A 25,618-nucleotide genomic window follows, 5' to 3' on the forward strand; every position below is an offset into this window, starting at 1 on the left:
CGGCGCTCGCCAGTCGGCCGTTCGGCCAGGTGGTCCGCGCGTCGTCGCGCGGTACAATGGCCGCATGATTGAAACCGACAAACTCGCCACCGAGCAGCGGATCATCGCCGCCACGCCTGCCTCGTCACACGAGGAGGTGTTCGAACGTGCATTGCGGCCGCGCCAGCTCGACGACTACGTCGGCCAGGAAAAGGTGCGCGGCCAGCTCGAGATCTTCATCGAAGCCGCGAAGCGCCGCTCCGAGCCGCTCGATCACGTGCTGCTGTTCGGGCCGCCGGGGCTCGGCAAGACGACGCTCGCGCACATCATTGCGCGCGAGATGGGCGTGAACCTGCGCCAGACGTCGGGCCCCGTGCTCGAGCGCGCGGGCGATCTCGCCGCGCTGCTGACGAACCTCGAGGCGAACGACGTGCTGTTCATCGACGAGATCCACCGGCTGTCGCCGGTCGTCGAGGAAATCCTGTATCCGGCGCTCGAGGATTACCAGATCGACATCATGATCGGCGAAGGGCCGGCGGCGCGCAGCGTGAAGCTCGACCTGCAGCCGTTCACGCTGGTTGGCGCGACCACCCGCGCGGGGATGTTGACCAACCCGCTGCGCGATCGTTTCGGGATCGTCGCGCGCCTCGAGTTCTACGACGCCGATCAACTGTCGCGCATCGTGCGGCGCTCGGCGTCGCTGCTGAATGCGCAGATCGATCCGAACGGCGCGCTGGAAATCGCGAAGCGCGCGCGCGGCACGCCGCGGATCGCGAACCGTCTGCTGCGCCGCGTGCGCGACTTCGCGGAAGTGAAGGCCGACGGCCAGATCACCGCGGCCGTTGCCGATGCCGCGCTCGCGATGCTCGACGTCGACCCGGTCGGCTTCGACCTGATGGACCGCAAGCTGCTCGAAGCGATCCTGTACAAGTTCGACGGCGGCCCGGTCGGCATCGACAACCTCGCGGCGGCGATCGGCGAGGAGCGCGACACGATCGAGGACGTGCTCGAACCGTACCTGATCCAGCAGGGCTTCCTGCAGCGCACGCCGCGCGGCCGGGTCGCGACGCTGCTCACGTATCGCCACTTCGGGCTGTCGGTACCCGATGCGCGCCGCATCACCGAGCACGACGCGTGGGATACCCCCGACGGGAAGTAATCCGTCGCCGCGCCGCACCCGCCATGACGACGCCGCCCAGCCGCCACCCCACCGCACCCGTGCCGGGCCCGCGCTGGGCCGAGCCGATCCGCCAGCGGCTCGTGGCCGGTATCACGCACCTGACGGCCGGCGGCGGCGGCCCGTCGATCGATCTCTCGTCACCGCCTGGCGACCCGGGGCTGTTCGGCCCCGACGCCGTCTGCTGGCGCGTGCATGCCGATTTCACGTCGATGATGACGGGCGGCATCGCCGCGCTGCTGCTGCAGGCGCTCCACCCGCTCGCGCTCGCGGGCGTCTGGGATCATTCGTCGTTCCGCACCGACATCTTCGGCCGCTTGCGGCGCACCGCCACGTTCATCACGGGCACGACGTTCGGCAGCCGCGCGGACGCGCTCACGCTGATCGAGCGCGTGAAAACGATCCACACGCGCATATCAGGTACCGCGCCCGACGGCCGGCCGTACCGCGCCGACGATCCGGCGTTGCTCACCTGGGTGCACGTCGCGGAAGTGTCGAGCTTCCTCGCCGCGCATCTGCGTTACGTGAATCCCGCGCTGCCGGGCGAACTGCAGGACCGCTATTACGCGGAGACGGCGCTGATCGCCGAGCTGCTCGGCGCCCGTGAGATTCCGCGTTCGCGCGCCGAGGTGGCCGCTTATCTCGCGCGCATGCTGCCCGAACTCGAAGCCGGGCCGCGTACCTTCGAAGTCATGTCCATCCTGCTGAATGTGCCGGTCGCGAAGCCCACGCTGCGGCCTGCCGCGTCGCTGGTGATGCACGCCGGGATCGACCTGTTGCCGCCGTGGGCGCAGCGCATGCTCGGCGTGTCGACCTTCGCGCCGTTACGGCGCGCGGTGGTCCGACCCGGCATACGCGCCATCGCGCCCGTGCTGCGCTGGGCGCTCGTGAACGGCGCGTCGAAGCGAGCGCGCCGCCGCGCGACGGCCACGCCGTCCGACGGCACCCCGCCCGCCTGACGATCCGCTTCTTCGGATCATTTCAATTTGCTGTCAAATAGCAGTGGCAAACTGACCGGCTTGCACCCGCGCACGGTCGCACGTCCTGCTCGTCACGCGCGACCGTGACCCGCGCGGTGTCCCGCCCACCCGACCGCCGCACGATGCCCGCGATGCCACGCCTGCCGATCCGTTTCGCCCTTGCCGCCAGCCTGTCCACCGTCTTCGCGCTCGCCGCGTGCGGCGGCGACGATGTCGCCGCCGTCGCGCGCACGGACGCGCAACCGCCGTCCGGCGGCACGACGACGACGCCGGCGCCCACGCCGCCCGCCACCACCACGCCGCAGCCGGGCAAATGGAAGGCTGCCCGCGTCGGCGACCTGATCGACGTCACGCTCGGCGACCTCCATCCGACGCAGGGTGCGATCGGCTACGACCAGATCTACTACAAGCTCGGCCGCTACGAACTCCAGCCCGACAAGAAATTCGACGACTTCTGCGCGGACGAAGGCCTCGGCGGCGTCGCAGCGAGCGGCTACACGGCCAAATCGTCGCTGCGCGATCCGGCGAGCTACACGTGCGCGACGACCGACGCGAACGCCCGCGACCGCTCGGTGCTGAACCCCGTCGTGATCGGCCCCAACGGCGATACGCTATACCTGACCGACGGTCATCACGGGCTGTCGACCTATTACGAAACGCCCGACGGCGGCCCGACGCTGCACGTGCATGTCGTCGTCAAGGACAACCTCGGCGACTATTCGGGCGACGCGTTCTGGCAGCAGATGCAGAGCCGCGGCTATCTGCGCCTGAAGAACGGCGACGGCAAGCCGATCACGACCGCGCAATTGCCGACCGGCCTCGGCCTGACGCTCGGGATGACGAACGACCGCTACCGCTCGCTCGTCTATTTCACGCGCGACATCGGCTACAGCAAACCCGCACAAGCGACCGACTACCTCGAGTTCTACTGGGCCGACTGGCTGCGCACGCAGCCGGGCACGTTCGCGTTGGCCGGCTACGACCTGACACGGCCCGGCACGACCGATCCCGATCCGGCGAAGGCCGACACGGGCTACCTGAATGCGGTCTGGAATGCGTCGACGCGGATGGTCGCGGCCACCGACCCCGTGATCGACGGCAAGACGGGCGCCGACCTCGGGCGCGCCGATGCGATCAACGGCGGGAAGAAATACGGCAAGGGGGAATTCGACAAGCTGCGCCAGCCGATCACGGCCGACAAACCCGGCAAGATCGCGTACGCGCTCGACTACAAGACGCGCCACGGGCTGCCGCAATAAGCGTCACGCGCAAGGCAACGAAACCCCGAGGCCGGCCATGCCGGACGGGGTTGGCGTACTCAGAGCACCTTGCGGTATCCGTCGTCGTCGCTCGCGGCGTCGAGATGCGACACGTCGGCCCACCGCACGACCTGCGCACGGCCGTCCACGTAATCGACGACGTTGATGCTGGTGTTGAGCAGCTGATAATTACGCGGCGCCGACAACTCGATCCCGTTCGCGAAGCGATACACGCAATCGAGCACGCCGCCGTGCGCGACGCATGCGATCCGGCCGCCCGGATGCGCGGCGACGATCGGTTCGAGCGCATGCAGCACGCGGTGATAGAACTGGCGCTGCGACTCGCCGCCCTCCGGCGCGAAGCCCGGATCGCGCGTCTGCCAGGCCGCGTACGCGTCCGGAAACAGCGCTTCGATCTCGGTGCTGTCGTGCCCCTGAAATGCGCCGTACGAACGCTCGCGCAACCCTTCGCGCAGCAGCAGCGGCAGCCCGAGCACATCGGCGAACGGCTGTGCGGTCTGTTGCGCGCGCATCAGGTCGCTCGAATACACCGCGTCGATCCGCGCGCCGTCGCGCGCCTCGCGCCCGAGCCGGGCCGCCAGCCGCTGCGCCTGCGCGAGCCCCGTGTCGGCCAGCGGAATGTCGATATGCCCCTGGATGCGCTTGATGCGGTTCCAGGCCGTCTCGCCATGGCGGATGAAAAGAATCTGCGTAGTGGCCATCGCGGCGCGCCTCCGGGGAAGAATCAGGGCCGCACTTGCAGCCAGAACGTCACGGGGCCGTCGTTGACGAGCGACACCTGCATGTCGGCGCCGAACTCGCCCGTCTCGACGACGGGATGGCGCGCCCGCGCGGCCGCGACGAAATAGTCGAACAGCCGCGCGCCTTCGTCGGGCGGCGCGGCCGGCGTGAAGCTCGGGCGCAGCCCGCTGTTGGTATCGGCCGCGAGCGTGAACTGCGACACGAGCAGCAGGCCGCCTGCACGGCCTGCGCCGTCGATGTTCGACACCGGCAGGTTCATCTTGCCGGCCGCGTCGCTGAACACGCGATAGCCGAGCAGCTTCGCGAGCAGCTTGTCGGCCGCCGCCTCGGTATCGCCGCGCTCCGCGCAGACGAGCGCGAGCAGGCCCGCGCCGATCTCGCCCGTCGTGCGCTCGCCGACGCGCACGTCGGCGCGCTTCACGCGCTGGATCAGCGCGATCATGCGGTCAGCGTGACGCGCGCGAAGCGGCGCTTGCCGACCTGCACGACGAACTCGCCGGCCTCGACCTTCAGGCCCTTGTCCGACACGGTCGCGCCGTCGATCTTCACGCCGCCCTGCTCGATGTTGCGCAGCGCTTCGCTCGTCGACGGCACGAGGCCGGCCTGCTTCAGCAACTGACCGATCGCCAGCGGCGCGCCGGCCAGCGTGACCGACGGAATGTCGTCCGGCACGCCGCCCTTCGCGCGGTGGTTGAAGTCCTCGAGCGCGCGCTCGGCGTCGGCCTGCGAGTGAAAGCGCGCGACGATTTCCTGCGCGAGCAGCACCTTGAAGTCGCGCGGGTTGCGGCCGCCTTCGGCGTCGCGCTTGAAGCCGGCGATTTCTTCCATGCTGCGGAACGACAGCAGTTCGAAGTAACGCCACATCAGCGTGTCCGAAATGCTCATCAGCTTGCCGAACATGTCGGTCGGCTTCTCGCTGATACCGACGTAGTTGCCCTTCGACTTCGACATCTTCTCGACGCCGTCGAGCCCTTCGAGCAGCGGCATCGTCAGGATGCACTGCTGTTCCTGGCCGTACTGCTTCTGCAGCTCGCGGCCGACCAGCAGGTTGAATTTCTGGTCGGTGCCGCCGAGCTCGAGATCGGCGTTCAGCGCGACCGAATCGTAGCCCTGCATCAGCGGGTACAGGAATTCGTGGATCGAGATCGGCACGCCGCCCTGGAAGCGCTTCGTGAAATCCTCGCGCTCGAGGATCCGCGCGACCGTGTAGCGCGACGCGAGCTTGATCATCCCGTCCGCGCCGAGCGGCATCGACCATTCGCTGTTGTAGCGGATCTCGGTCTTGTCGCGATCGAGCACGAGCGCGGCCTGCTCGAAGTAGGTCTTCGCGTTCGCTTCGATCTGCTCGCGCGTGAGCGGCGGGCGCGTCGCGTTGCGGCCCGACGGATCGCCGATCAGCGACGTGAAATCGCCGATCAGGAAGATCACCGTGTGGCCGAGGTCCTGCAGCTGGCGCATCTTGTTCAGCACGACCGTATGGCCGATGTGGATGTCGGGCGCGGTCGGGTCGAGGCCGAGCTTGATGCGCAGCGGCGTGCCCGTGGCTGCGCTGCGCGCGAGCTTCTGCGCGAACTCTTCCTCGATCAGCAGCTCGTCGACGCCGCGCTTCGTGACGGCGAGCGCATGCCGGACTTCGTCGGTGATCGGGAAAACGGGCTTGGAACTGGGTTCGGTGCTCATCGGTGCCGGGAAGAATGTCGCAAAAACAGGGATTTTCCCATAACTTGCGCGCGCATCGCTTAACGACGCGCCACGTTGCGCGGATAATCGGGCGCAAGGCGCGCGGCACCGGCCCGCGCCGCACGATCCAGGAGAACCCAACGTGCCGCAACGACCGCCGCAGAATGCCCATCCGGCAAACGGCATCTACTTCGGGCTGATGTCGGGAACCAGCATGGACGGCGTCGACGGCGTCGCCGTGCGTTTCGAGGCCGGCCGCGCGCCGGCCGTGCTCGCGGAAGCGTTCGTCGGCTTCGCGCCATCGCTGCGCGACGCGCTGTTCGCGCTGCAGCAGCCCGGCGACAACGAGATCGACCGCGAATCGCTCGCGGCGAATGCGCTCGTCACGCGCTATGCGGTGTGCTGCCATGAATTGCAGCGTACGGCCGGGCTGTCGCGCGACGAGATCCGCGCGATCGGCGTGCACGGCCAGACGGTGCGCCATCGCCCCGAGCGCGGCTATACGCGCCAGCTCAACAATCCGGCGCTGCTCGCCGAGCTGACCCAGATCGACGTGATCGCCGATTTCCGCAGCCGCGACGTGGCCGCGGGCGGCCACGGCGCGCCGCTCGCACCCGCCTTCCATGCGACGGTGTTCGGCGCGCCGGGCGAAACGCGCGTCGTCTGCAATCTCGGCGGGATCAGCAACATCACGATCCTGCCCGACGCGGGCGGCGACGTGCGCGGCTTCGACTGCGGGCCCGCGAACGCGCTGATCGACGCGTGGGCGACCCGCCATCTGGGCAAGCCGTACGACGACGGCGGGAAGTTCGCCGCACGCGGCAGCGTCCACGCGCCGCTGCTCGACGCGTTGCTCGACGAACCGTATTTCATCGCGCCGCCGCCGAAAAGCACCGGACGCGACCTGTTCAATCCCGCCTGGCTCGATGCGAAGCTCGCCGCGTTCCCGCAGGTTGCGCCGGAGGATGTGCAGGCGACGCTCACCGCGCTCACCGCGGTATCGGTGGCGCGCGAGATCGCGCTGCACGCGCCGGGCTGCAAGGCCGTCTTCGTATGCGGCGGCGGCGCACGCAATCCGGTGCTGCTCGACGCGCTCGGGCACGCGCTGCGCGAGGCCGGCGTGCCGGCCACCGTCGATACGACGGCCGCGCTCGGCGTACCGCCGCAGCAGGTCGAAGCGCTCGCGTTCGCGTGGCTCGCGTACCGCTTCACCGCGCGCCAGCCCGGCAATCTCGCGAGCGTGACGGGTGCCGCCGGCGAGCGCGTACTCGGTGCGCTCTATCCGCGCTGAAGCGATACCCGCCGCGCGGCGGGCGCCGCCAGGCGAGCACGCATGAAAAAACGGGGCTTGATGCCCCGTTTTTTCATGCCGGCGAACCGGCTCGGATCTGGCGTTCGCTCAGACCGAGAACGACGAACCGCACCCGCAGGTGGTGGTTGCGTTCGGATTCTTGATCACGAACTGCGCGCCGTTGAGGTCGTCCTTGTAGTCGATCTCGGCGCCGACCAGGTACTGGTAGCTCATCGAGTCGATCAGGAGCTGGACGCCGTTCTTGTTCATCACGGTGTCGTCCTCGTTGACTTCCTCGTCGAACGTGAAGCCATACTGGAAGCCGGAGCAGCCGCCACCCTGCACGAACACGCGCAGCTTCAGGTCGGGATTGCCCTCTTCGTCGATCAATTGCTTGACCTTGTCGGCCGCGGCGTCGGTGAAGACGAACGGCAGCGGCATATCGGTCGTCGTTGCTGCGGATTCGGTAACAGCGTTCATTCGAACTCTCCAAAAAGCTTTAGCCGCTATTGTAGGGCCGATCAGAAGATCGTGCTGAAGTCCATGAAATCAACAGGTTCTTGTCGATTTCATCAAGGGCGCCCACGCGTGCGGGCGCCGCAGCAAGCCCGGAAGCGGGCATAAAAAAACCGCCAGCGCGAAAGCTGGCGGTTTTTCCGGCGGACGCCGCCCGAAAGCGGCGAGGCCATGAAGCGAAATTAACGCTTCGAGAACTGCTTTGCGCGGCGAGCCTTGCGCAGACCGACCTTCTTACGCTCGACTTCACGCGCATCGCGCGTGACGAAGCCTGCGCTCGACAGCGACGGCTTCAGCGTCGCATCGTAGTCGATCAGGGCACGGGTGATGCCGTGGCGCACTGCGCCTGCCTGACCCGTTTCGCCGCCGCCGTTGACGTTCACCTTGATGTCGAACGTCTGGCCGTGGTTCGTGAGTTCCAGCGGCTGACGCACGATCATCAGCGACGTTTCGCGCGAGAAGTAGTCAGCGATGGGCTTGCCGTTGACGATGATGTCGCCCTTGCCAGCCTTGATGAAGACACGTGCGACTGCGCTCTTGCGGCGGCCCGTGCCGTAGTTCCAGTTACCGATCATGTGGGCTCCCCTTAGATCTCGAGCGCCTTCGGCTGTTGAGCCGAATGCGGATGCGTCGCTTCTGCGTAGACCTTCAGCTTCTTGATCATCGCGTAGCCGAGCGGGCCCTTCGGCAGCATGCCCTTGACCGCCTTCTCGAGCGCGCGGCCCGGGAAGCGTTCCTGCATCTTGCCGAACGTCGTTTCATAGATACCGCCCGGGTAGCCCGAGTGACGGTAGTACTTCTTGTCCAGCGTCTTGTTGCCCGTGACCTTCAACTTGCTCGCGTTGATGATGATGATGAAATCACCGGTGTCGACGTGCGGGGTGAACTCAGGCTTGTGCTTGCCGCGCAGACGGCGTGCCACTTCGCTGGCAACACGGCCGAGAACCTTATCCGTCGCGTCAATCACGTACCATTCGCGCGTCACCTCATGGGCTTTTGCGGAAAACGTCTTCATGATCGATCCAAAAAAAATGCTTTGCCCGATGTGTTCTTCCTGCTTGTCTGTGTGCGCTTCGAGGCGCGGTGCAGGCTCTCCCTGTTCTTTTTCCGTGGGCATGAATGCGGAAAAGCCCTGAATTATAAAGGAAATACGGCTGCGTGGTCAAAGAGATTCCACGTCCCGTGTTCGGAACGGCCGAAATGAGCCAAAATTCGATCGTGCCCCGACCAGCCAGGCGAACCGAGCGCCTGGGGAGGCACCCATCGACGCGGGGCACCTGACCTTGCCGCGCCCGACCGGCCGAACCCGAAAAACAACAAATCAGCATGATGAAACAACGACTTACGCCTTTCCTCGCGGCCGCCCTGCTGGCCGCCGCGGCGCCCGCCGTCGCCGCCCGCTCCGGCTGCGAAGCCAAGCTCGACGCACTCGATGCGCGCATCGCCGAAGCCCGGACCGCGCATGCCGAAGACCGCATCGCGCGCCTGCGCGCGGTGCGCGAACGCGTGCGCCACTTCTGCGCGCGCGGCCACGGCCACGCGTCGGCCGCCCACGCGCCGACGCCCGATGCCGGCGCGCGCGGCACGTCGCCCGACGCGACCTCGCAGCCGGCGGCGCGACAGCCCGCGTGACGCGGCGGCGCGTGCAAGCCGCGCGCCGATGTTTGCATGGGACGAAAAAAAGCCCGAACGGATGGTTCGGGCTTAATCCACCTTAGGAGGAGGGTGGAGGAGACATTCGGAGGTTGCCGCAGCGCGACAACCAATGAGGTTCATTATACGAATGGCCTACGGACTTCACAAGAAAATTTGCATGGCGAAATTACATCCCACGATATGGGATTGCGATCGGCAAACTCACACACTAAAATTGTCGTTTTAAATCAAATACCTAATCGCACCAGACACGACCTGAAACCGTCCCCGCCTAGAGCAAAACCCCTAAATCCAGCAGGGAAATCGCCGCTCGCCGCCCCGCTCGCCCGGCGCCTGCGTTGCACGTCGTGCAGCGCATCAGCCGACCGTTGCGCCGCGGGCTACAATGCCGGATCGAATCCGAATCAGGCAACGCTGGAGTGCAAGCATGGAATGCAAAGTAAGCTGGATGGGCCAGGACGGCATGGCGTTTTCCGCCGAGACCGGCAGCGGGCACCTCGTCACGATGGACGGCGCGCCCGAAGGCGGCGGCCACAACCTCGCGCCGCGTCCGATGGAAATGGTGCTGCTCGGCACCGGCGGCTGCACGGCCTATGACGTCGTGCTGATCCTGAAGAAAAGCCGCCAGGAAGTGAGCGGCTGCTCGGTCACGCTGAAGGCCGAGCGCGCGAGCGAAGATCCGAAGGTGTTCACGAAAGTGCACTTCCACTTCACGGTCACCGGCCGCAACCTGAACCCGGCCACGGTCGAGCGCGCGATCAACCTGTCGCACGACAAGTACTGCTCCGCGTCGATCATGATCGCGAAAACGGCCGAACTCACGCATTCGTTCGACATCGTCGCCGCCTGAGCGCACGGCGAACGCACGAAAAAAGGGCCGGCGCTCCGCACGGAGACGCCGGCCCTTTCGCATTCGAACGGCAAAGCAGGCCGATAAGCCGGATTCTGTGCACGCCGCGCGCCGAAGCGCGCAACGCGTGGCAGCCATTCCTCTAGGCGCGCCATTGCTGACGCGCTCAAGCTTCCTACCCGCAGACGAGACGGGGGCGCCGTCCTGCATCCGAAAATGCGCGCCTGCCTACTTGGAATTGCTCCGGGTGGAGGTTACCGTGCCGGCGAACGTCGCCGTCGCCGCGGTGCGCTCTTACCGCACCGTTTCACCCTTACCTGATCCCGGCTTGCGCCGGGCCATCGGCGGTTTGCTTTCTGTTGCCCTGTTCCGCGTGTCGCCACGGATGGCCGTTAGCCATCACCCTGCCCTGTGGAGTCCGGACTTTCCTCGCCCCCGCGCGCCCGAAGGCGGCGAGGCCGCGACTGCCTGGCCTGCTTTGCGACGCGCATTCTAGCACTGCGCGCCGCCGTCGGCAGCGCGCGAGCGGCGGCCGCTGCGAAACACGGCCGGATCGTCGTAGAACGCGGCGTCGGCATTCGCCGCGCACCAGCCCGGCACGCCGAGCACCGGCAGCGGCGCGAAATCGCGGGGCGTCAGCGCGCGCGTCGCGAGTTCGGCGGCGATGCGCGCGTCGACATGCGCGCGCCGTTGCGCGTCGGACCATGAGAAATAGTCGGCGCTCACTTCCACGATCCACGTGTGCGCGGTGCAGGATTTGTACGGTACGACGAGCTGTTCGAGCAGCGCATGGCCGACCAGCCGCGCTTCGCAGCGCGTCCCCCACGCTTCGCGCTCGGCCACCAGCAGCCGCGGCCAGTCGAAGCCGCGCAGCGCGTCGGCGAGCGCGCGGTCGGCCGTGACGAACAGCGCCGCATTCTCGTCGAACAACGTCAGTGCATCGCGCAACGCGCCGCGCACGGGGCCGACCCCGCCCGCCGCATCGATCGCGGCGGCCTGACGTGCATTCAGCGCGGCCTTGGCGCGCGGGTACGCGAACCAGACGAGCGCATTGAAGAAGTCGTGGAGATTCTGGCGGGTCGGCACGCGACCGGTGGCCGCAATATGGGTCTCGTACGCGACGCCGGGCGGCAGCTCGGCCTGCGGCACGAACCGCAGCGGCCGGCCGCGACCGGTGACGCGATCGCCGCCGTGCAATGCGCCGTTCAGCGCATCGAGCAGCGCGGCGTCGCCCGCACGGGCGGCCGCCTGCCACGCGCGGCCCGGCTCCGCGTAAGGCGCGAGCCACGGCGCGGACCAGTCGATCCGCGCGAACGCCGCCGCCGCGAGACCGGCCGCAGAGCCGGATTCGCGCGGCGGCGCGCCGGTCACGCGAGTTTCCAGCCGATCGTCTCGCCGCCGCGCAGCGGCACGACCGGCGTATCGCCCGCGAAGATCTCGCGCGGCAGCTCCCACGCCTCGCGACGCAGCGTGACCGTCTCGGCGCTGCGCGGCAGCCCGTAGAAATCCGCGCCGAAGAAGCTCGCGAACCCTTCCAGCTTGTCGAGCGCGCCGGCCGTGTCGAATGCTTCCGCGTACAGTTCGAGCGCGTGCAGCGCCGTGTAGCAGCCCGCGCAGCCGCACGCGGTTTCCTTCGCACCGCGCGCATGCGGCGCGCTGTCGGTGCCGAGGAAGAAGCGCGGGTTGCCCGACGTCGCGGCCTCGACCAGCGCCACGCGATGCGTCTCGCGCTTGAGCACCGGCAAGCAGTAGTAATGCGGGCGAATCCCGCCGACGAACAGTGCGTTGCGGTTGTACAGCAGGTGATGCGCGGTGATCGTCGCGCCGAGCAAACCGGGCGCCGCGTCGGCATCGCGCACGTAGTCGGCCGCATCCTTCGTCGTGATGTGCTCGAACACGACCTTCAGGCCCGGGAAATCGCGGCGCAGCGGCGTCATCACGCGATCGATGAACACCTTCTCGCGATCGAACAGGTCGATCGACGCATCGGTCACCTCGCCGTGCACGAGCAGCGGCATGCCGGTGTCCTGCATCGCCTCGAGTGTCTTCGCGCATTTCGCGAGATCGGTGACGCCGTGGTCGGAGTTCGTCGTCGCGCCCGCCGGATACAGCTTCACGCCGTGCACGAAGCCGCTCTCGCGCGCGCGGCGGATCTCGTCGGGCGGCGTGTTGTCGGTCAGGTACAGCGTCATCAGCGGTTCGAACGTCATCCCGGCCGGCAGCGCGGCGAGGATGCGCTCGCGATAGGCCTGCGCCTGCGCGGTGGTCGTGACCGGCGGCTTCAGGTTCGGCATGACGATGGCGCGGCCGAACTGGCGGGCGGTGTGCGGCAGCACGGCGGCGAGCATGTCGCCGTCTCGCAGGTGCAGATGCCAGTCGTCGGGACGGGCGAGCGAAAGCGTCGCCGGGGAAGAAGCGTTCGAGGCAGTCATAGGAGGCGTCGTGAGGAACGGGCTTGCCATCGGCGGGGCCGGAACGCGCGTGCGCGGGCCGACTGACGGCAAACCGCAACACGGGGCCTTTGACCAGCGGAATCCGCTTTTTACCGCTCAGGGCTCGGTGATATGCTAGAAACCGCATTGTACCGGGGTTCGCCCGGTTCGTTACCCCCGCTTCAGCCTGCCGCCCCACGTAAAATGTGCCAACTCCTTGGAATGAACTGCGCCGCGCCGACGGACGTCACATTCTCCTTCACAGGTTTCGCGGCCCGGGGCGGGCTCACCGATCACCATGCCGACGGCTGGGGCATCGCGTTCTTCGAAGACAAGGCCTGCCGTCTCTTCATCGATCACCAGGCATCGGCCACGTCGCCGATCGCCGAAATGGTGAAGCGCTACCCGATCAAGTCCAAGAACACGATCGCGCATATCCGCAAGGCGACGCAAGGGCACATCCTGCTCGAGAACAGCCATCCGTTCATGCGCGAGCTGTGGGGCCGGCACTGGATCTTCGCGCATAACGGCGACCTGCAGGACTACGCGCCGGACATGGACGGCAGCGTCTACCATCCGGTCGGCACGACCGACAGCGAGCAGGCGTTCTGCGTGCTGATGCAGGGGCTGCGCGAGGCCTTTCCCGGCGCGCAGCCGCCGCTGCCCGAACTGTTCGAGCGGGTCGGCGAGCTGACGCGCGGCATCACCGATCACGGCGTGTTCAATTTCCTGATGTCGAACGGCCAGGCGCTCTTCGCGCACTGCTCGACGCGGCTGCACTACCTCGTGCGGCGCTGGCCGTTCTCGACCGCGCATCTCGTCGACGAAGACCTGTCGATCGACTTCGCGAAATACACGACGCCGGAGGATCGCGTCGCGGTGATCGCGACGCAGCCGCTCACCGACAACGAAGTCTGGACCGCATTCGAGCCGGGCGAGCTGATCATGTTCCAGTGCGGCGACGTCGCCGCGCGGATGCGGATTCCGGTGCCCGAGCGCGTGCTCGAGAAACTGCGCAACCCGTCGCTCGACGCATCGGCGTCCGCGCCGCGCACGGCGGTTCGCGAAGCGCTCGCCACCGCGGCCGACGGCGATTCCGACGACGCGATCGATTTCTGAAGCGCGGCCGCGGCCGCTTCCTGCGCACTGCCTGCTGCGCGAGCTTCACGCGACGCGTCCGACGACGCCCGTCATCGGCGCAAATCGCCCCGCTCCGACCAATATGGTTTCATTTTGACGACCACCCGGCGCAATCGATCGACGTCACGCTACATTTACTTGATTTTATTAATTTACAAGCGAAAATAAATAAAAAACGCGACAAAAAACAACCGCCAATTAAAACGAAAATCCCGGGCGCGCATTTTAGCGCACCCCGCTCACCGGAACCGTGCGTTATCCCACCTACTCCGGCAGCCCCTCCGGATTTTTAAAAAAACCCTCCAGCCCGCCACCACCAAGGCCTTCGGTTCGATCAACCACACAAATCGAAAATACCACGCATTACGGTTCGCATCATTACAGTTTCCCATTTCTCGATAATCGACGACCACCCGAATCGGTAGACTCCGCCCATCCTCGGTGTAACGAAACACGATTGGCGCGACACGCAGCCATAGCCGCCGCACGCCCCTTCGGATCGTTTCCCCACCGCGGATTGCGAATTCGCCGAATGGCGGCGAATGCCACGTCAAAAAGAAGAAAGAGGGGTATGCCGTGAATCACTCATTTCGATCGATATGGAGCGAAGCCGCCGGCTGCTGGGTCGCGGTTGCGGAAACGGCCCGGGCGCGCGGCAAGCGCTCGGGCGGCGCGTCGGGTTCGAGTCGCCGCACCGCGCACGCAACGGCGCGCCGGTCGCCGCTGCGCGTCGCGGCGCTCGGCGCTGCACTGGCAGCGCTGTCGGCCGGCGCCGCGCACGCTTCGACGTGCGGCAGCGGCGCCGCCATCGCGAACGGGGGCACCTGTACGCTCGACAGCTTCAGCCCGACGGTCAACGACAACCTGGCCGGCGCCACGACCGTGTCGGGCGGCGACCGGGTCGGCCTGACGGGCGCCTGGACCGGCGCGACCGGCGACATGGGCTACACGCTGACGCCGCTCGGCAGCACGTCCGTCGTATCGGGCAACCCCGACCAGCCGCTGCTGTCGATCGGCGGCAAGACGCGCAGCGTCAGCACGCCCGACTCGATCACCGGCAGCCATACGTCGGTCGCGACCTATGATTCGGGTGCGTTCGTGGCATCGAGCGCCGGCTCGATCAACGTGCCGGTCTATCACGACGTGAACGGCGACCAGTACGTGAACACGCGGATCGGCACCGTCGATCGCTCCGGCGGCACGCTCGACGTGTCGATCGGCGCTCCGGCGGGCGCGCCGACGGCGGCCGGCAACGCGATCACGATGGCGCCCAAGCAGACCGACCTGTTCGTCGCGGACGGCACGGGCACGGCGCAAAGCGTCGTCAACTGGAACTCGCGCAACCAGGTCTGGCTCGGCACCGGCGACTATCTCGCGAGCGGCGGCCCCGTCAGCCACGTGCTGCTCGACGTGCCGACGTACGCGGGCACCTTCACGGCGTTCGACGGCAGCGCCTGGACGGTCACCGACGCCGCGTCGCTCGCCGCGTACAACACCTTTCTCGTGCGCTCGGTCCAGAGCGGCGCACTCGGCTCGCAGGCCGCCTACGATCAAGCGTTCAGCCAGGCCGTCACGTTCTCCACGCAATCGTTCGAGTATGCGAACAACGTGTCGCCGGGCGACAAGAACACGCTGCCGATGGATTACCTGACGGTGATGCACGGCACCGGCGCAAACGCGACGCTGCACATCGGCAAGGACGGCCAGATCGACTTTCGCGGCACCAACACGATCGACTCGAGCTCGGCGGTCCTCGCCGAAAACGGTGCGCACTTCGTCAACGACGGACGGCTGTCGGGCGACTTCACGCTCGTGCGCCTGCTGACCGGCGCGAGCGGCGTGAACAACGGCGTGATTTCGTCCGGCTACGCCGCCGGCGACAACTTCGACACCGGCGGCGCCGCGCCGCCCTACAACTTCAGCCTCAACGCGTACACCGAGGGCAGCGGCATCTACGCGAACGGCGCCGGCACGACCTTCGTCAACAACGGCGTGATGAACGTCGGCGCCTGGACCTTCAACAGCACGCGGCCCGACCTGCAGAACTACGCGGTCGCCGTCACGGACGGCGCACGCGCGTCGAACGCCGGCACGATCAACGTCGGCGTCAACGCGACGACGCTCGACAGCCAGGTGATCGGCGGCCTCGTCGCCGGCGGCAGCTTCACGAACGAAGCCGGCGGCACGATCTATCTCGGCCGCGCCGCGCAATACGACGCCGCCTCGCCCGAGGCCGCGAACGACGTCGCGCTGTCCGCGCACGCGTACGGCATCCTGCTCGGCGCGTCGGGCACCGCGAGCAACCTCGGCACGATCGTGATCGGCACGCAAACGCAGAACGGCGCCGCGCTGGCGAGCATCGGCTCCACCTCCGGCGCACTGACCAACGCGGGCGCGATCGTCGTCGACGGCGCCGCGCCCGGCACGCCGCTCGCCAACGTCGGCATGCTCGCCGCCGATACCGCGGCGGCGGTGACCAACACGGGCACGATCACGCTGAATGGCGTGAACGGCATCGGCATCATGGTCGTCGGCACCGGCACGAACGCGACGGCCGCGACGTCGACCGGCACGATCGACGTCGCCGGCGGTCTCGATCCCGCGTCGGGCACGCGCAACTACGGCGTGTGGGCCGAAGGGCCGCTCGCGAAGGCCACGATCGACGGGGCGCTGAACCTGACCGGCACCGGCGCGATCGGCGTGCATGCGCGTTCGGGCGCGACGATCGACGTCGGGGCGAACGCCGTGCCGGCCTTCACGTCCGGCACCGACCAGATCGGCTTCTATGCATACGGTGCAGGCTCGAAAATCAACGTCGCCGCGCAGCACCTGAGCGTCGACACCGACGATTCGACGCTGTTCCGCGTCGCGGGCGGCGCGGCCTACACGGGCGCGTCGACGGCCGGCGCGCTGACGACCGACGTCAACGGCCAGCGGGCGCGCGGCGTGCTCGCGACCGATGCCGGCACCACGCTGTCGACCGGCAACGCGGTCTATAACGTCAACGGCGCGAACGGCATCGCGATCGCGGTCGAAGGCGGCGCGAAAGGTACGATCGACGCGGGCGCGACGATCAACCTGAACGCGGCCGGCGCGACCGCGGGCGTCGTCGACGGCCAGGCGCACGATCTCGCCGGCGCGAATGCCGGCGCACCGGTCGCGACGACGCTGATCAACGATGCCGCCGTCACGTCGTCGACCGCCGGCGTGACGGGTTTCGTCGCGCAAAACCTCGGCACGCTCGAGAACCGCAGCACGGTGTCGCTGACCGGCGCCGGCTCGACGGGCGTCGTGGCCGGCACGCTCGGCACGGTGAACAACGCATCGACGATCCGGGTCGCCAACGGCACGGGCGCGCTCGTGCAGGGTGCGTCGGCCACGCTTGCGAATGCGGGCTCGATCGAAGCCGACGACGGTATCGCGGGCGTACGCCTGACGGGGGCCGGCGCGTCCGTCGCGCTGTCGGGCGCCGGCGCCGTCATCGCGAACGGCAGCGCCGACGGCGTGCTGATCGACGCGACAGTCTCGGGCGGCGGTATCGCGGCCGGCGCGACGTCGATCGCGGTCGGCGGCGCGGGCAGCGGGATCCGCAACCTCGGTGCGAATGCAACGATCGCGCTGTCCGGCACGCAGGTCGCCACGACCGGCAATGGCGCCGCCGGCCTGACGTCGACCGGCGCGGGCGCGCGCATCGCGACCGATGCGGCCACGGTCGTCCGCACGGCGGGCGCCGATGCGCGCGGCCTGTCCGTGTCGGGGGCCGATTCGATGCTCACGGCCAATGGAACGACCGTCGCGACGACCGGCTCGAACGCCCATGCGATCGTCATGGACGCCGGCGCGACGGCCCTGCTGTCGGGCGCGAAAGTCTCGACATCGGGCAGCGCGGCCGATGCCGTCGTCGTGCAAAACGGCGGCCGCATCGCCGATGCGGGATCGTCGCTCGCCAGCGCGGCCGGCAACGGCGCAACCGCGAACAGCGGCGGCGTGCTCGCGTTGACCGGCACGACGCTCGCGGGCGCGACGGCCGGCGTGCTGACGTCGGACACGCTCGCGAACGGCGCGACCAGCTCGGTACTCGTCGACGGCGGCAGCGTGACGGCCGCCACCGGGCCGGCCTTCGCCGCGCGCGGCGGCACGGCCGACATCGCGGTGCGCAACGGCACGGTCGTGACGGCCGGCAACGGCACGCTGCTGAACCTCGCGAACGGCAGCAACGTGACGTTCGACGCATCGGCGGTGAACCTCGCGGGCGACATCGTTTCCGACGCGTCGAGCACCGGCAACGTGTTCCTCGCGAACGGCACGACGCTGACCGGGAAGATCGACCCGGTCGCGCTGACCGTCGACGGCACGAGCACGTGGCGCATGACGGGCAGCTCGGTCGTGAGCCGCCTGAGCAACGCGGGCCTCGTCGCATTCGCCGCGCCGACCGGCTCGCCGACGCTGACCGGCAGCTACAAGACGCTGACGACCGGCGGCTACGTCGGCAACGGCGGCACGATCGCGCTGAACACGTATCTCGGCGCCGACGCGTCGCCGACCGACCGCCTGATCGTGAACGGCGGCACGGCGACCGGCACGACCGGCCTGAAGATCGCCAATACGGCCGGCACGGGCGCGCAGACGACCGGCGACGGGATTCCGGTGGTCGTCACGGCCAACGGCGGCACGACCGCCGCGGCGGCGTTCCATCTCGCGGGCCCGGTACAGGCCGGCGCATACGAGTACCGGCTCTATCGCGGCGGGCAAAGCGACGCGAACGGCTGGTACCTGCGTTCGCAGCTCGACCCGACCGACCCCGGCGACCCGATCCACCCGTCCGGCGGCGGCGACGGCGGCAACGACGGAAATGGCAACGGCAACGGCGGCGCGCTCGCGTATCGCCCGGGCGTCTCCGGCTACGCGATGACACCGCTGCTGAACGTCGACTACGGCTTCTCGACGCTCGGCCGGCTGCACGAGCGCGTCGGCGACATCTACAACGTCGAGAAGCAGCAGCCCGGCAATCGCGACGGCGTGTGGGGGCGTATCGGCGGCCAGAGTCTCGATGCGAACGCGGGCCGCTTCTCGGCCGACGAACGCACGTTCTTCGCGCAGTTCGGCAAGGACTGGACCGTCGATCAGGCGCCGAACGGCGCCGGCAGCACGCATGCGGGCGTGACGGCCAGCATCGGCGTGGCGAATGCGAGCTTCAGCGACATGGCGCGCGCCGGCTCGCCGAACCTGTCGACGTCGACGGGCTCGGTCGAGATGCACGCGCAGAGCGTGGGCGGCTACTGGACGCGCTATCTGCCTGACGGCACCTACTTCGACAGCGTCGGACAGGTCACGCACTACGGCAACCGCTATCGCGACAGCTACGGCAACGAAGCGTCGCAGAACGGCTTCGGCGTCGCGCTGTCGCAGGAAGTCGGCAAGCCGTTCGCGCTCGGCACGTTGCCGATCGCGGTCGAGCCGCAGGCGCAGTTGATGTACCAGTACCTGAAGCTGAACGGTTTCAACGACAACGTGTCGGCCGTCTCGGGCACGACGACGCATGCGCTGCGCGGCCGCGTCGGCGTGCGCTTCTTCCGGCCGAATCTCCAGTCGGACGCGGGCGGCGGCGCCGCGACGCCGTACTTCACGGCCGACGTGCTGCACGACTTCCTGTCGCCGGGGCAGACCGTCGTCGGCGGCACGCCGTTCGCGACGCATCTCGGGCGCACGTGGTACGAGCTCGGCGTCGGCGTGACCGCCGGCTTCGGCAAGTCGGGCGAGCTGTACGCGAATGCGAAGATCGCGCGCAACATCGGCGGCGATTACCGGCGCGGGATCGTCGGGCAGGTCGGCTACCGGTACAGCTGGTAACGCCCGGCGGCGGACGAAAAAAAACCGCTCGGCGGCATGCCGGGCGGTTTTCGCGTGGGTGCGCGCAAGACGCGCGAACGCTCAGTGCAGGATCTTCGCGAGGAAGTCCTTCGCGCGGTCCGATTTCGGATTCGAGAAGAAATCGTCCTTGCGGTCGTCCTCGACGATCGCGCCCTTGTCCATGAAGATCACGCGATGCGCGACCTTCTTCGCGAAGCCCATCTCGTGCGTGACGACCATCATCGTCATCCCTTCCTGCGCGAGTTCGACCATCACGTCGAGCACTTCGTTGATCATCTCCGGATCGAGCGCGGACGTCGGCTCGTCGAACAGCATCGCGATCGGGTCCATCGACAGCGCGCGCGCGATCGCGACACGCTGCTGCTGGCCGCCCGACAACTGGCCCGGAAACTTGTGCGCATGCGCCTTCAGGCCGACGCGATCGAGCAGCTTCATGCCCTTCTCGGTCGCTTCGTCCTTGCCGCGGCCGAGCACCTTGATCTGCGCGAGCGTCAGGTTCTCGGTGATCGACAGGTGCGGGAACAGCTCGAAATGCTGGAACACCATCCCGACCTTCGAGCGCAGCTTCGACAGGTTCGTCTTCTTGTCGCCGACCGACTGGCCGTTCACGAGGATCTCGCCCTGCTGGAACGGCTCCAGGCCGTTCACGGTCTTGATCAGCGTCGACTTGCCGGAGCCCGACGGGCCGCACACGACGACCACTTCGCCTTTCTTGACCTCGGTCGTGCATTCGGTGAGGACCTGAAACTGGCCGTACCACTTCGAAACGTTCTTGATGGAAATCATCTTGTGACCTTTTTCTGGAGACCCTTGACGAGAGCAGACGCCAACGAGCAAATCACGAAATAGCATGCGCCGGCGAACAGGACCATCTCGACGGTCGTGCCGTCGCGATCGCCGATGTTGGCGGCCGTGCGGAAGAAGTCCGCGAGACTGATCACGTACACGAGCGACGTATCCTGGAACAGCACGATCGCCTGCGTGAGCAGCAGCGGCACCATCGCGCGGAACGCCTGCGGCAGGATCACGAGGCGCATCGCCTGCGCGTAGTTCATGCCGAGCGCGAACGCGGCATTCACCTGCCCGCGCGGCACCGCCTGGATGCCGGCGCGGATGATCTCGGAATAATACGCGGCTTCGAACAACGAGAACGCGACCATCGCCGACGCGAGGCGGATGTCGATCGTCGGCGACAGACCGAGCACGCCCTGCAGCACCTGCGGCACGATCAGGAAGAACCACAGCAGCACCATCACGAGCGGGATCGAGCGGAACACCGTCACGTACGCTTTCGCGAACCATGCGAGCGGCTTCACGCCGGACAGCCGCAGCAACGCCAGCAGCGTGCCCCAGACGATCCCGACCACGATCGCGATCAGCGTGATCTTGAACGTGACGACCGCCCCCGACCACAGCGTCGGCAGCGCGCCGGGAATACTACTCCAGTCGAACTGATGCATCACTTGCCTCCGATATAGCCGGGCAGCCGCGTACGGCCTTCGATCCAGCGCATGAACGCCATCACGACGAGGTTGATCAGCACGTAAGCGAGCGTGACCGCGATGAACGACTCGTAGGTCTGCGCGGTGTAGTCGACGAGCTGGCGCGCCTGCGCGGACAGGTCGAGCAGGCCGATCGTCGACGCGACGGCCGAGTTCTTGAAGATGTTCAGGAACTCCGACGTGAGCGGCGGCACGATGATCCGGTAGGCAACCGGCAGCAGCACGTAGCGATACGTCTGCCATTGCGTGAAGCCCATCGCGAGGCCGGCCGCGCGCTGGCCCTTCGGCAGCGCGTTGATCCCCGAGCGCACCTGTTCGCACACGCGCGCGCCCGTGAACAGGCCGAGACAGACGATCGACGCGGTAAAGAACTGCGTGCCCGGCGGCAACTGCTTGATCCAGGTGCCGATCGACGCGGGCAGCAATTCGGGTATCACGAGATACCAGATGAAGAACTGCACGATCAGCGGAATGTTCCGGAAGATCGACACGTACACGGTGCCGATCGCCGACAGCCATTTGTTCGGCACGGTGCGCAGCACGCCGAACAGCGATCCGACGATCAGCGCGATGACCCAGGCGACGAGCGACACTTCGATCGTCACCCAGAAGCCGGACATCAGCCATCCGAAATAAGTCGTCGGCTCGCCGGTCGACACGGGGCTCAGGAAGATGCCCCAGTTCCAGTGGTAAGACATGGGCAAGACTCCAGCAAAAAGAAACGGAAGAAGCGTGGCCTCTTCCGTCTCATGAGCGTCATTTCTGCATCAACGGCAGTGTGATCAGTCGAGCGCCTTGTCGTTCGGGTTCGCGTACAGCTTCTTCATCGACTCGGACAGCGGGAAGTTCAGGTTCAGGTTCTTCGGCGGGATCGGGTTCTCGAACCACTTCGCGTAGATCTTCGCGGCTTCGCCGGACTTCTCGACTTGCGCGATCGCGTCGTCGACGACCTTCTTGAAGTCGGCATCGCCCTTGCGCATCATGCAGCCGTAAGCCTCTTCCGATTGCGGCGTGCCGACGATCACCCATTCGCCCGGCTGCTTCGCCTTCGCGCGCTCGCCCGCGAGCAGTGCGTCATCCATCATGAACGCGACCGCGCGGCCCGATTCCAGCGTGTTGAACGAATCGCCGTGATCCTTCGCGCTGATGATGTTCATGCCGAGCTGCTTGTCGTTGTTCATCTTGCGCAGCAGGCGCTCCGACGTCGTGCCGGCAGTCGTCACGACCGTCTTGCCCTTCAGGTCGGCGAAATCCTTGACGCCGGAATCCTTCTTCGTCATCAGGCGCGTGCCGATCACGAAGATCGTGTTCGAGAACGCGGCCTGCTGCTGACGCTCGGCGTTGTTGGTCGTCGAGCCGCACTCGATGTCGACCGTGCCGTTCTGCACCAGCGGGATGCGGTTCTGCGACGTGACGGGGATGTTCTTCACCTGCAGGTTCGGCAGGTTCAGCTTCTTCTTCACCGCCTCCACGACCTTCATCTGGAAGTCGCGCGAATAGCCGACCACCTGCTGGCTCTGGTCATAGTAAGAGAACGGAATCGACGATTCGCGGTGGCCCAGCGCGATCACGCCCGTGTCCTTGATCTTCTTCAGCGTGCCCGTCTCCTGAGCATGCGCGCCGCTTGCGAACGCGCAAAGCGCCGCCACCATCAGGACTGCCTTGTGGTATTTCATTTTGGTCATCTCCTTGGCTAAAACCCGCGCCAGTGTATCAAAGTAATATTTTTGAAAGTACTGGTTGTTTACCGCACTACGAATCGCCCCGTGCGAAGCCGTCCTCCCGGCTTCCGGCGCTCGTCCGGCGCCTGAATGCGCACGCGGGCGGAGCCGGATTCGGCACCGCCCGCGAGGGTTCACGCACGCAATCGCGAGGATTGCGTCATGCGTCGATCGTAGTCGAACCGATCAGGGGTACAGGCCGCGCATTTCGCGCGCCATCAGGATGCGCTTGCACGCGACGATGAACGCCGCCGTACGCACCGTCACCTTGTGCTCTTCCGCGACCGCCCACACGCCGGCGAACGCTTCGCGCATCACGCGCTCGAGACGGTGGTTGATCTCGTCTTCCGTCCAGAAGAAGCTCGAGAAATCCTGCACCCACTCGAAGTACGACACGGTCACGCCGCCTGCGTTCGCGATCACGTCGGGGATCACCAGCACGCCGTTCGCGCTCAGGATGTCGTCGGCCGCCGTCGTCGTCGGGCCGTTCGCGCCTTCGACGACGATCTTCGTGCGGATCTTCGATGCGTTCTTCTCGGTGATCTGGTTTTCCAGGGCCGCCGGGATCAGGATGTCGGTTTCGACGGTCCAGAATTCGTCGTTCGGCATCGGCTCGGCGCCTTCGAAGCCCGCGACACCGCCCGTGCGGGCGACGTGGTCGAGCAGCTTGTTCGAATCGAGGCCGGCCGGCTGGTAGATCGTGCCCGTGTGATCCTGCACCGCGATCACCTTCGCGCCCGCTTCCTGGAACAGCTTCGCCGCGATGCCGCCGACGTTGCCGAAGCCCTGCACCGCGATGCGCGCGCCTTCGATCTCGAGGCCCTTCTTCTTCGCCGCTTCGCAGCCGACGACGAACACGCCGCGGCCCGTCGCTTCCTTGCGGCCGAGCGAACCGCCGAGCGCGATCGGCTTGCCGGTCACGACGCCGGTCGACGTCTGGCCCTGGTTCATCGAGAAGGTATCCATCATCCACGCCATCACCTGTTCGTTGGTGTTGACGTCCGGCGCCGGAATGTCGGTGTTCGGGCCGATGATGATGCCGATTTCGCTGGTGTAGCGACGCGTCACGCGCTCGAGCTCGCCGCGCGACAGCTTGCGCGGGTCGACGCGGATGCCGCCCTTCGCGCCGCCGTACGGCACGTTCACGGCCGCGTTCTTCACCGACATCCATGCCGACAGCGCCATCACTTCCGACAGCGTCACGTCCTGGTGGTAGCGCACGCCGCCCTTGCCCGGGCCGCGCGACACGTTGTGCTGCACGCGATAGCCCTCGAAGTGCGCGACGGTACCGTTGTCGAGCTCGATGGGCACGTCGACGACGAGGATGCGCTTCGGACGCTTCAGCGTTTCGAGCCAGCGCGACAGCGAACCGAGGTACGGCGCGACGCGATCGACCTGCTGAAGGTAGTTGCCCCACGGGCCGAGATCGTCGGCGTGCAGGTAGGACGGGATGGACTGCTGTTGCGAAGACATGGAAGCTCCAACGTTCAACGGATTGCGCACATTGTCGAAAAACCCGTTTTTTTTATCCAATGCCGTTTGTTTATTCGATTATGCGTTTCTTGCATGATCGCGATTTTTCGCAAAATCGCGGTCGATTTGCGCAAGAACGCCCGCGATCGGCCGGGCATCGCGTTCGTGAAAAACCGCGTTGCCGACGCTCGGTCCGGCCGGCGGACAGCCGTCCGACAGGCGCCGCAAGGCCGCCGTCAGCCGGCCGGATCGCTCGGCCGGATCAGCCGTCGGCGCTTAGCCGGCGGTTAGCCGGCGGTGCCGCCGGCGGTCTCGCGCAGTTCGTCGCGCACGACGTCCCACAGCGCGCGCACGAGCTTCTGGCGCGGATCGTCACCCTGCAGCGCGAGCTTGTCGCAGTACAGCCGGATCTCCATCGTCAACGTGAACGGATGCGCGCCGGCGCCGCGCGCCGAGCGGTCGAGCCGGATCAGCCGGCCGCCCGCGACCGCATCGTCGACCGCGCTGTGCGGCAGGAACGCGACGCCGTGGCCCGCGAGCGCCATCGCCTTCAGCCCTTCGGCCATGTCGGTTTCGTACACGCGATCGAGGAACAGCCGCGTCGGCGCGTTCGCGATGATGACTTCGGTCATCCGGCCGAGATACGCGTTCGGCGTATACGACAGATACGGCACGCGCGCGTCGGCCGCGCCCGGCAGCGTGTGGCGCGGCCGGCCCGCGCGGCCGGGCGCGGAGAACGGGCTGATCGGCTCGCTGCCGAGAATCAGCATGTCGTAGCGAGCCGGGTCGAGCGCGACCGGATGGCTCGGGTGGTGGTAGCCCATCACGAGATCGCAGCCGCCCTCGACGAGCGACAGTACCGCGTCGTGCACGTTCAGCGCGCGCAGCCGCGTGTGGACCTGCCCCATCTTCGCCTCGATCCGCTCGAGCCAGCGCGGGAAATACGTGAGCGACAGCGTGTGCGGCACCGCGAATTCAATCGTCGGCACCGGTGCGCCGACGTGGCCGCGCAGCAGCGTCCTGGCCTCGTGCGCCTGCGACAGCATCGTCAGCGCCTGCTCGTAGAAGATCTGCCCGGCCTGCGTGAGCCGGGTCGGATAGACCGAACGATCGATCAGCTCGGTCGCGAGCCATGCCTCGAGCGCCTGGATGCGCCGCGAGAACGCCGGTTGCGACACGTGCCGCAGCTCGGCGGACCGGCTGAAGCTGCGCGTTTCCGCGAGCGAGACGAAGTCTTCGAGCCATTTCAGTTCCATGCAGGCGGGCGCGGCGGGCGGCGGTCGGGAAGAAGCCTGCATTCTACCGGCGGGCAGGCCCGGCCGGCGGCTT

General features: G+C 67.2%; 23 protein-coding genes and 1 other RNA gene. 9 read left to right on the top strand and 15 right to left on the bottom strand.

What is annotated here, in order from left to right; all coding sequences use genetic code 11:
- Positions 1–64 precede the first annotated feature (64 nt).
- The 3 genes from ruvB to WS95_RS15400 all read left to right on the top strand — a co-directional run bounded on the left by ruvB (position 65) and on the right by WS95_RS15400 (position 3,395).
- Positions 65–1,138 carry a Holliday junction branch migration DNA helicase RuvB gene (gene ruvB, locus WS95_RS15390; RefSeq protein WP_059500998.1) on the top strand — a complete coding sequence of 358 codons (1,074 nt, stop codon included), beginning with the start codon at positions 65–67 and terminating at the stop codon, positions 1,136–1,138.
- Between the two features lie 23 nt (positions 1,139–1,161).
- On the top strand, positions 1,162–2,115 hold the full coding sequence (locus WS95_RS15395; protein WP_059779210.1) for an oxygenase MpaB family protein: 954 nt from the start codon (positions 1,162–1,164) through the stop codon (positions 2,113–2,115).
- Between the two features lie 143 nt (positions 2,116–2,258).
- Positions 2,259–3,395, top strand: coding sequence for a ParB/Srx family N-terminal domain-containing protein (locus WS95_RS15400; RefSeq protein ID WP_082746924.1), 1,137 nt, complete (start codon positions 2,259–2,261; stop codon positions 3,393–3,395).
- Positions 3,396–3,454: 59 nt separating this feature from the next.
- Here the strand turns inward: WS95_RS15400 and WS95_RS15405 are convergent, their stop codons facing one another.
- From WS95_RS15405 to tyrS, 3 genes are read right to left on the bottom strand one after another with little or no spacing between them, the layout of a single operon-like run.
- Complete coding sequence (locus WS95_RS15405) at positions 3,455–4,117, bottom strand: histidine phosphatase family protein (RefSeq protein ID WP_034206425.1); 663 nt, start codon at positions 4,115–4,117, stop codon at positions 3,455–3,457.
- A gap of 23 nt (positions 4,118–4,140) precedes the next feature.
- Positions 4,141–4,599, bottom strand: coding sequence for a D-aminoacyl-tRNA deacylase (dtd, locus tag WS95_RS15410; RefSeq protein ID WP_034206424.1), 459 nt, complete (start codon positions 4,597–4,599; stop codon positions 4,141–4,143).
- Positions 4,596–5,837 (bottom strand): tyrosine--tRNA ligase, encoded by a 1,242-nt coding sequence (gene tyrS / locus WS95_RS15415; RefSeq protein ID WP_059779208.1) that lies wholly within the window; start codon positions 5,835–5,837, stop codon positions 4,596–4,598. Before tyrS ends, dtd begins: the two co-directional genes overlap by 4 nt.
- A gap of 142 nt (positions 5,838–5,979) precedes the next feature.
- Here tyrS and WS95_RS15420 point away from each other — a divergent pair, with 142 nt between their 5' ends.
- On the top strand, positions 5,980–7,128 hold the full coding sequence (locus WS95_RS15420) for an anhydro-N-acetylmuramic acid kinase (protein WP_059824517.1): 1,149 nt from the start codon (positions 5,980–5,982) through the stop codon (positions 7,126–7,128).
- Between the two features lie 108 nt (positions 7,129–7,236).
- On the opposite strand, the gene erpA is transcribed toward WS95_RS15420, so the two are convergent.
- From erpA to rplM, 3 genes are all read right to left on the bottom strand, one after another.
- The gene (gene erpA, locus WS95_RS15425) at positions 7,237–7,608 is read right to left on the bottom strand and encodes an iron-sulfur cluster insertion protein ErpA (RefSeq protein ID WP_006759918.1); all 372 of its coding nucleotides are present in this window, start codon (positions 7,606–7,608) and stop codon (positions 7,237–7,239) included.
- Between the two features lie 218 nt (positions 7,609–7,826).
- The gene (gene rpsI, locus WS95_RS15430; protein WP_006476904.1) at positions 7,827–8,219 is read right to left on the bottom strand and encodes a 30S ribosomal protein S9; all 393 of its coding nucleotides are present in this window, start codon (positions 8,217–8,219) and stop codon (positions 7,827–7,829) included.
- Between the two features lie 11 nt (positions 8,220–8,230).
- Positions 8,231–8,659: a 50S ribosomal protein L13 gene (gene rplM / locus WS95_RS15435; RefSeq protein ID WP_009687896.1), complete on the bottom strand. Its 429-nt coding sequence runs from the start codon at positions 8,657–8,659 to the stop codon at positions 8,231–8,233.
- Positions 8,660–8,970: 311 nt separating this feature from the next.
- Between rplM and WS95_RS15440 the strand changes: the two genes are divergently transcribed.
- The gene (locus WS95_RS15440; protein WP_059824519.1) at positions 8,971–9,276 is read left to right on the top strand and encodes a DUF1090 family protein; all 306 of its coding nucleotides are present in this window, start codon (positions 8,971–8,973) and stop codon (positions 9,274–9,276) included.
- 409 nt (positions 9,277–9,685) lie between these two features.
- On the top strand, positions 9,686–10,150 hold the full coding sequence (locus WS95_RS15445; protein WP_074801272.1) for an OsmC family protein: 465 nt from the start codon (positions 9,686–9,688) through the stop codon (positions 10,148–10,150).
- 68 nt (positions 10,151–10,218) lie between these two features.
- On the opposite strand, the gene rnpB is transcribed toward WS95_RS15445, so the two are convergent.
- The 3 genes from rnpB to pyrC form a co-directional block, all read right to left on the bottom strand.
- Positions 10,219–10,630, bottom strand: an RNA gene (rnpB, locus tag WS95_RS15450) — RNase P RNA component class A.
- A gap of 12 nt (positions 10,631–10,642) precedes the next feature.
- Positions 10,643–11,521 (bottom strand): DUF3025 domain-containing protein, encoded by an 879-nt coding sequence (locus tag WS95_RS15455; protein ID WP_059824520.1) that lies wholly within the window; start codon positions 11,519–11,521, stop codon positions 10,643–10,645.
- Positions 11,518–12,582 (bottom strand): dihydroorotase, encoded by a 1,065-nt coding sequence (gene pyrC / locus WS95_RS15460; protein WP_059779200.1) that lies wholly within the window; start codon positions 12,580–12,582, stop codon positions 11,518–11,520. The genes WS95_RS15455 and pyrC overlap by 4 nt, the downstream gene beginning before the upstream one ends.
- Positions 12,583–12,786: 204 nt before the next feature.
- Here pyrC and WS95_RS15465 point away from each other — a divergent pair, with 204 nt between their 5' ends.
- Both WS95_RS15465 and WS95_RS15470 read left to right on the top strand, forming a co-directional pair.
- Positions 12,787–13,701: a class II glutamine amidotransferase gene (locus tag WS95_RS15465; RefSeq protein ID WP_059500989.1), complete on the top strand. Its 915-nt coding sequence runs from the start codon at positions 12,787–12,789 to the stop codon at positions 13,699–13,701.
- Positions 13,702–14,298: 597 nt separating this feature from the next.
- On the top strand, positions 14,299–19,572 hold the full coding sequence (locus WS95_RS15470) for an autotransporter outer membrane beta-barrel domain-containing protein (protein WP_059824524.1): 5,274 nt from the start codon (positions 14,299–14,301) through the stop codon (positions 19,570–19,572).
- 81 nt (positions 19,573–19,653) lie between these two features.
- Here WS95_RS15470 and WS95_RS15475 read toward each other — a convergent pair whose 3' ends face one another.
- From WS95_RS15475 to WS95_RS15495, 5 genes are all read right to left on the bottom strand, one after another.
- On the bottom strand, positions 19,654–20,379 hold the full coding sequence (locus WS95_RS15475; RefSeq protein ID WP_034206415.1) for an amino acid ABC transporter ATP-binding protein: 726 nt from the start codon (positions 20,377–20,379) through the stop codon (positions 19,654–19,656).
- Entirely contained in the window at positions 20,376–21,053 is a 678-nt protein-coding gene (gltK, locus tag WS95_RS15480; protein WP_006483854.1) for a glutamate/aspartate ABC transporter permease GltK, read from the bottom strand. The genes WS95_RS15475 and gltK overlap by 4 nt, the downstream gene beginning before the upstream one ends.
- A complete protein-coding gene (locus WS95_RS15485; protein ID WP_034206414.1) occupies positions 21,053–21,793 on the bottom strand; it encodes an amino acid ABC transporter permease in 741 nt (246 codons plus the stop codon). Before WS95_RS15485 ends, gltK begins: the two co-directional genes overlap by 1 nt.
- An 84-nt stretch (positions 21,794–21,877) precedes the next feature.
- Complete coding sequence (locus WS95_RS15490) at positions 21,878–22,771, bottom strand: glutamate/aspartate ABC transporter substrate-binding protein (protein ID WP_059824627.1); 894 nt, start codon at positions 22,769–22,771, stop codon at positions 21,878–21,880.
- A gap of 231 nt (positions 22,772–23,002) precedes the next feature.
- On the bottom strand, positions 23,003–24,289 hold the full coding sequence (locus WS95_RS15495) for a Glu/Leu/Phe/Val family dehydrogenase (RefSeq protein WP_034206412.1): 1,287 nt from the start codon (positions 24,287–24,289) through the stop codon (positions 23,003–23,005).
- Positions 24,290–24,382: 93 nt separating this feature from the next.
- Between WS95_RS15495 and WS95_RS15500 the strand changes: the two genes are divergently transcribed.
- Positions 24,383–24,580, top strand: a complete 198-nt coding sequence (locus tag WS95_RS15500) for a hypothetical protein (RefSeq protein WP_034206411.1) — start codon at positions 24,383–24,385, stop codon at positions 24,578–24,580.
- Here the strand turns inward: WS95_RS15500 and WS95_RS15505 are convergent.
- Positions 24,577–25,545 (bottom strand): LysR substrate-binding domain-containing protein, encoded by a 969-nt coding sequence (locus WS95_RS15505; RefSeq protein WP_034206410.1) that lies wholly within the window; start codon positions 25,543–25,545, stop codon positions 24,577–24,579. The two genes, WS95_RS15500 and WS95_RS15505, sit on opposite strands and share 4 nt — an antisense overlap.
- Positions 25,546–25,618: the final 73 nt, after the last annotated feature.

Source organism: Burkholderia sp. MSMB1826, assembly GCF_001526325.1.
Classification (GTDB): Bacteria; Pseudomonadota; Gammaproteobacteria; order Burkholderiales; family Burkholderiaceae; genus Burkholderia.

Coding starts and splice junctions, on each gene's coding strand:
- WS95_RS15500 (WP_034206411.1), top strand. CDS start 24,383: ATGATCGCGATTTTTCGCAAAATCGCGGTCGATTTGCGCAAGAACGCC.
- WS95_RS15405 (WP_034206425.1), bottom strand. CDS start 4,117: ATGGCCACTACGCAGATTCTTTTCATCCGCCATGGCGAGACGGCCTGG.
- ruvB (WP_059500998.1), top strand. CDS start 65: ATGATTGAAACCGACAAACTCGCCACCGAGCAGCGGATCATCGCCGCC.
- WS95_RS15490 (WP_059824627.1), bottom strand. CDS start 22,771: ATGAAATACCACAAGGCAGTCCTGATGGTGGCGGCGCTTTGCGCGTTC.
- WS95_RS15465 (WP_059500989.1), top strand. CDS start 12,787: ATGTGCCAACTCCTTGGAATGAACTGCGCCGCGCCGACGGACGTCACA.
- WS95_RS15495 (WP_034206412.1), bottom strand. CDS start 24,289: ATGTCTTCGCAACAGCAGTCCATCCCGTCCTACCTGCACGCCGACGAT.
- dtd (WP_034206424.1), bottom strand. CDS start 4,599: ATGATCGCGCTGATCCAGCGCGTGAAGCGCGCCGACGTGCGCGTCGGC.
- WS95_RS15440 (WP_059824519.1), top strand. CDS start 8,971: ATGATGAAACAACGACTTACGCCTTTCCTCGCGGCCGCCCTGCTGGCC.
- erpA (WP_006759918.1), bottom strand. CDS start 7,608: ATGAACGCTGTTACCGAATCCGCAGCAACGACGACCGATATGCCGCTG.
- gltK (WP_006483854.1), bottom strand. CDS start 21,053: ATGCATCAGTTCGACTGGAGTAGTATTCCCGGCGCGCTGCCGACGCTG.
- rpsI (WP_006476904.1), bottom strand. CDS start 8,219: ATGATCGGTAACTGGAACTACGGCACGGGCCGCCGCAAGAGCGCAGTC.
- WS95_RS15485 (WP_034206414.1), bottom strand. CDS start 21,793: ATGTCTTACCACTGGAACTGGGGCATCTTCCTGAGCCCCGTGTCGACC.
- rplM (WP_009687896.1), bottom strand. CDS start 8,659: ATGAAGACGTTTTCCGCAAAAGCCCATGAGGTGACGCGCGAATGGTAC.
- WS95_RS15505 (WP_034206410.1), bottom strand. CDS start 25,545: ATGGAACTGAAATGGCTCGAAGACTTCGTCTCGCTCGCGGAAACGCGC.
- pyrC (WP_059779200.1), bottom strand. CDS start 12,582: ATGACTGCCTCGAACGCTTCTTCCCCGGCGACGCTTTCGCTCGCCCGT.
- WS95_RS15395 (WP_059779210.1), top strand. CDS start 1,162: ATGACGACGCCGCCCAGCCGCCACCCCACCGCACCCGTGCCGGGCCCG.
- WS95_RS15475 (WP_034206415.1), bottom strand. CDS start 20,379: ATGATTTCCATCAAGAACGTTTCGAAGTGGTACGGCCAGTTTCAGGTC.
- WS95_RS15400 (WP_082746924.1), top strand. CDS start 2,259: ATGCCCGCGATGCCACGCCTGCCGATCCGTTTCGCCCTTGCCGCCAGC.
- WS95_RS15445 (WP_074801272.1), top strand. CDS start 9,686: ATGCCGGATCGAATCCGAATCAGGCAACGCTGGAGTGCAAGCATGGAA.
- tyrS (WP_059779208.1), bottom strand. CDS start 5,837: ATGAGCACCGAACCCAGTTCCAAGCCCGTTTTCCCGATCACCGACGAA.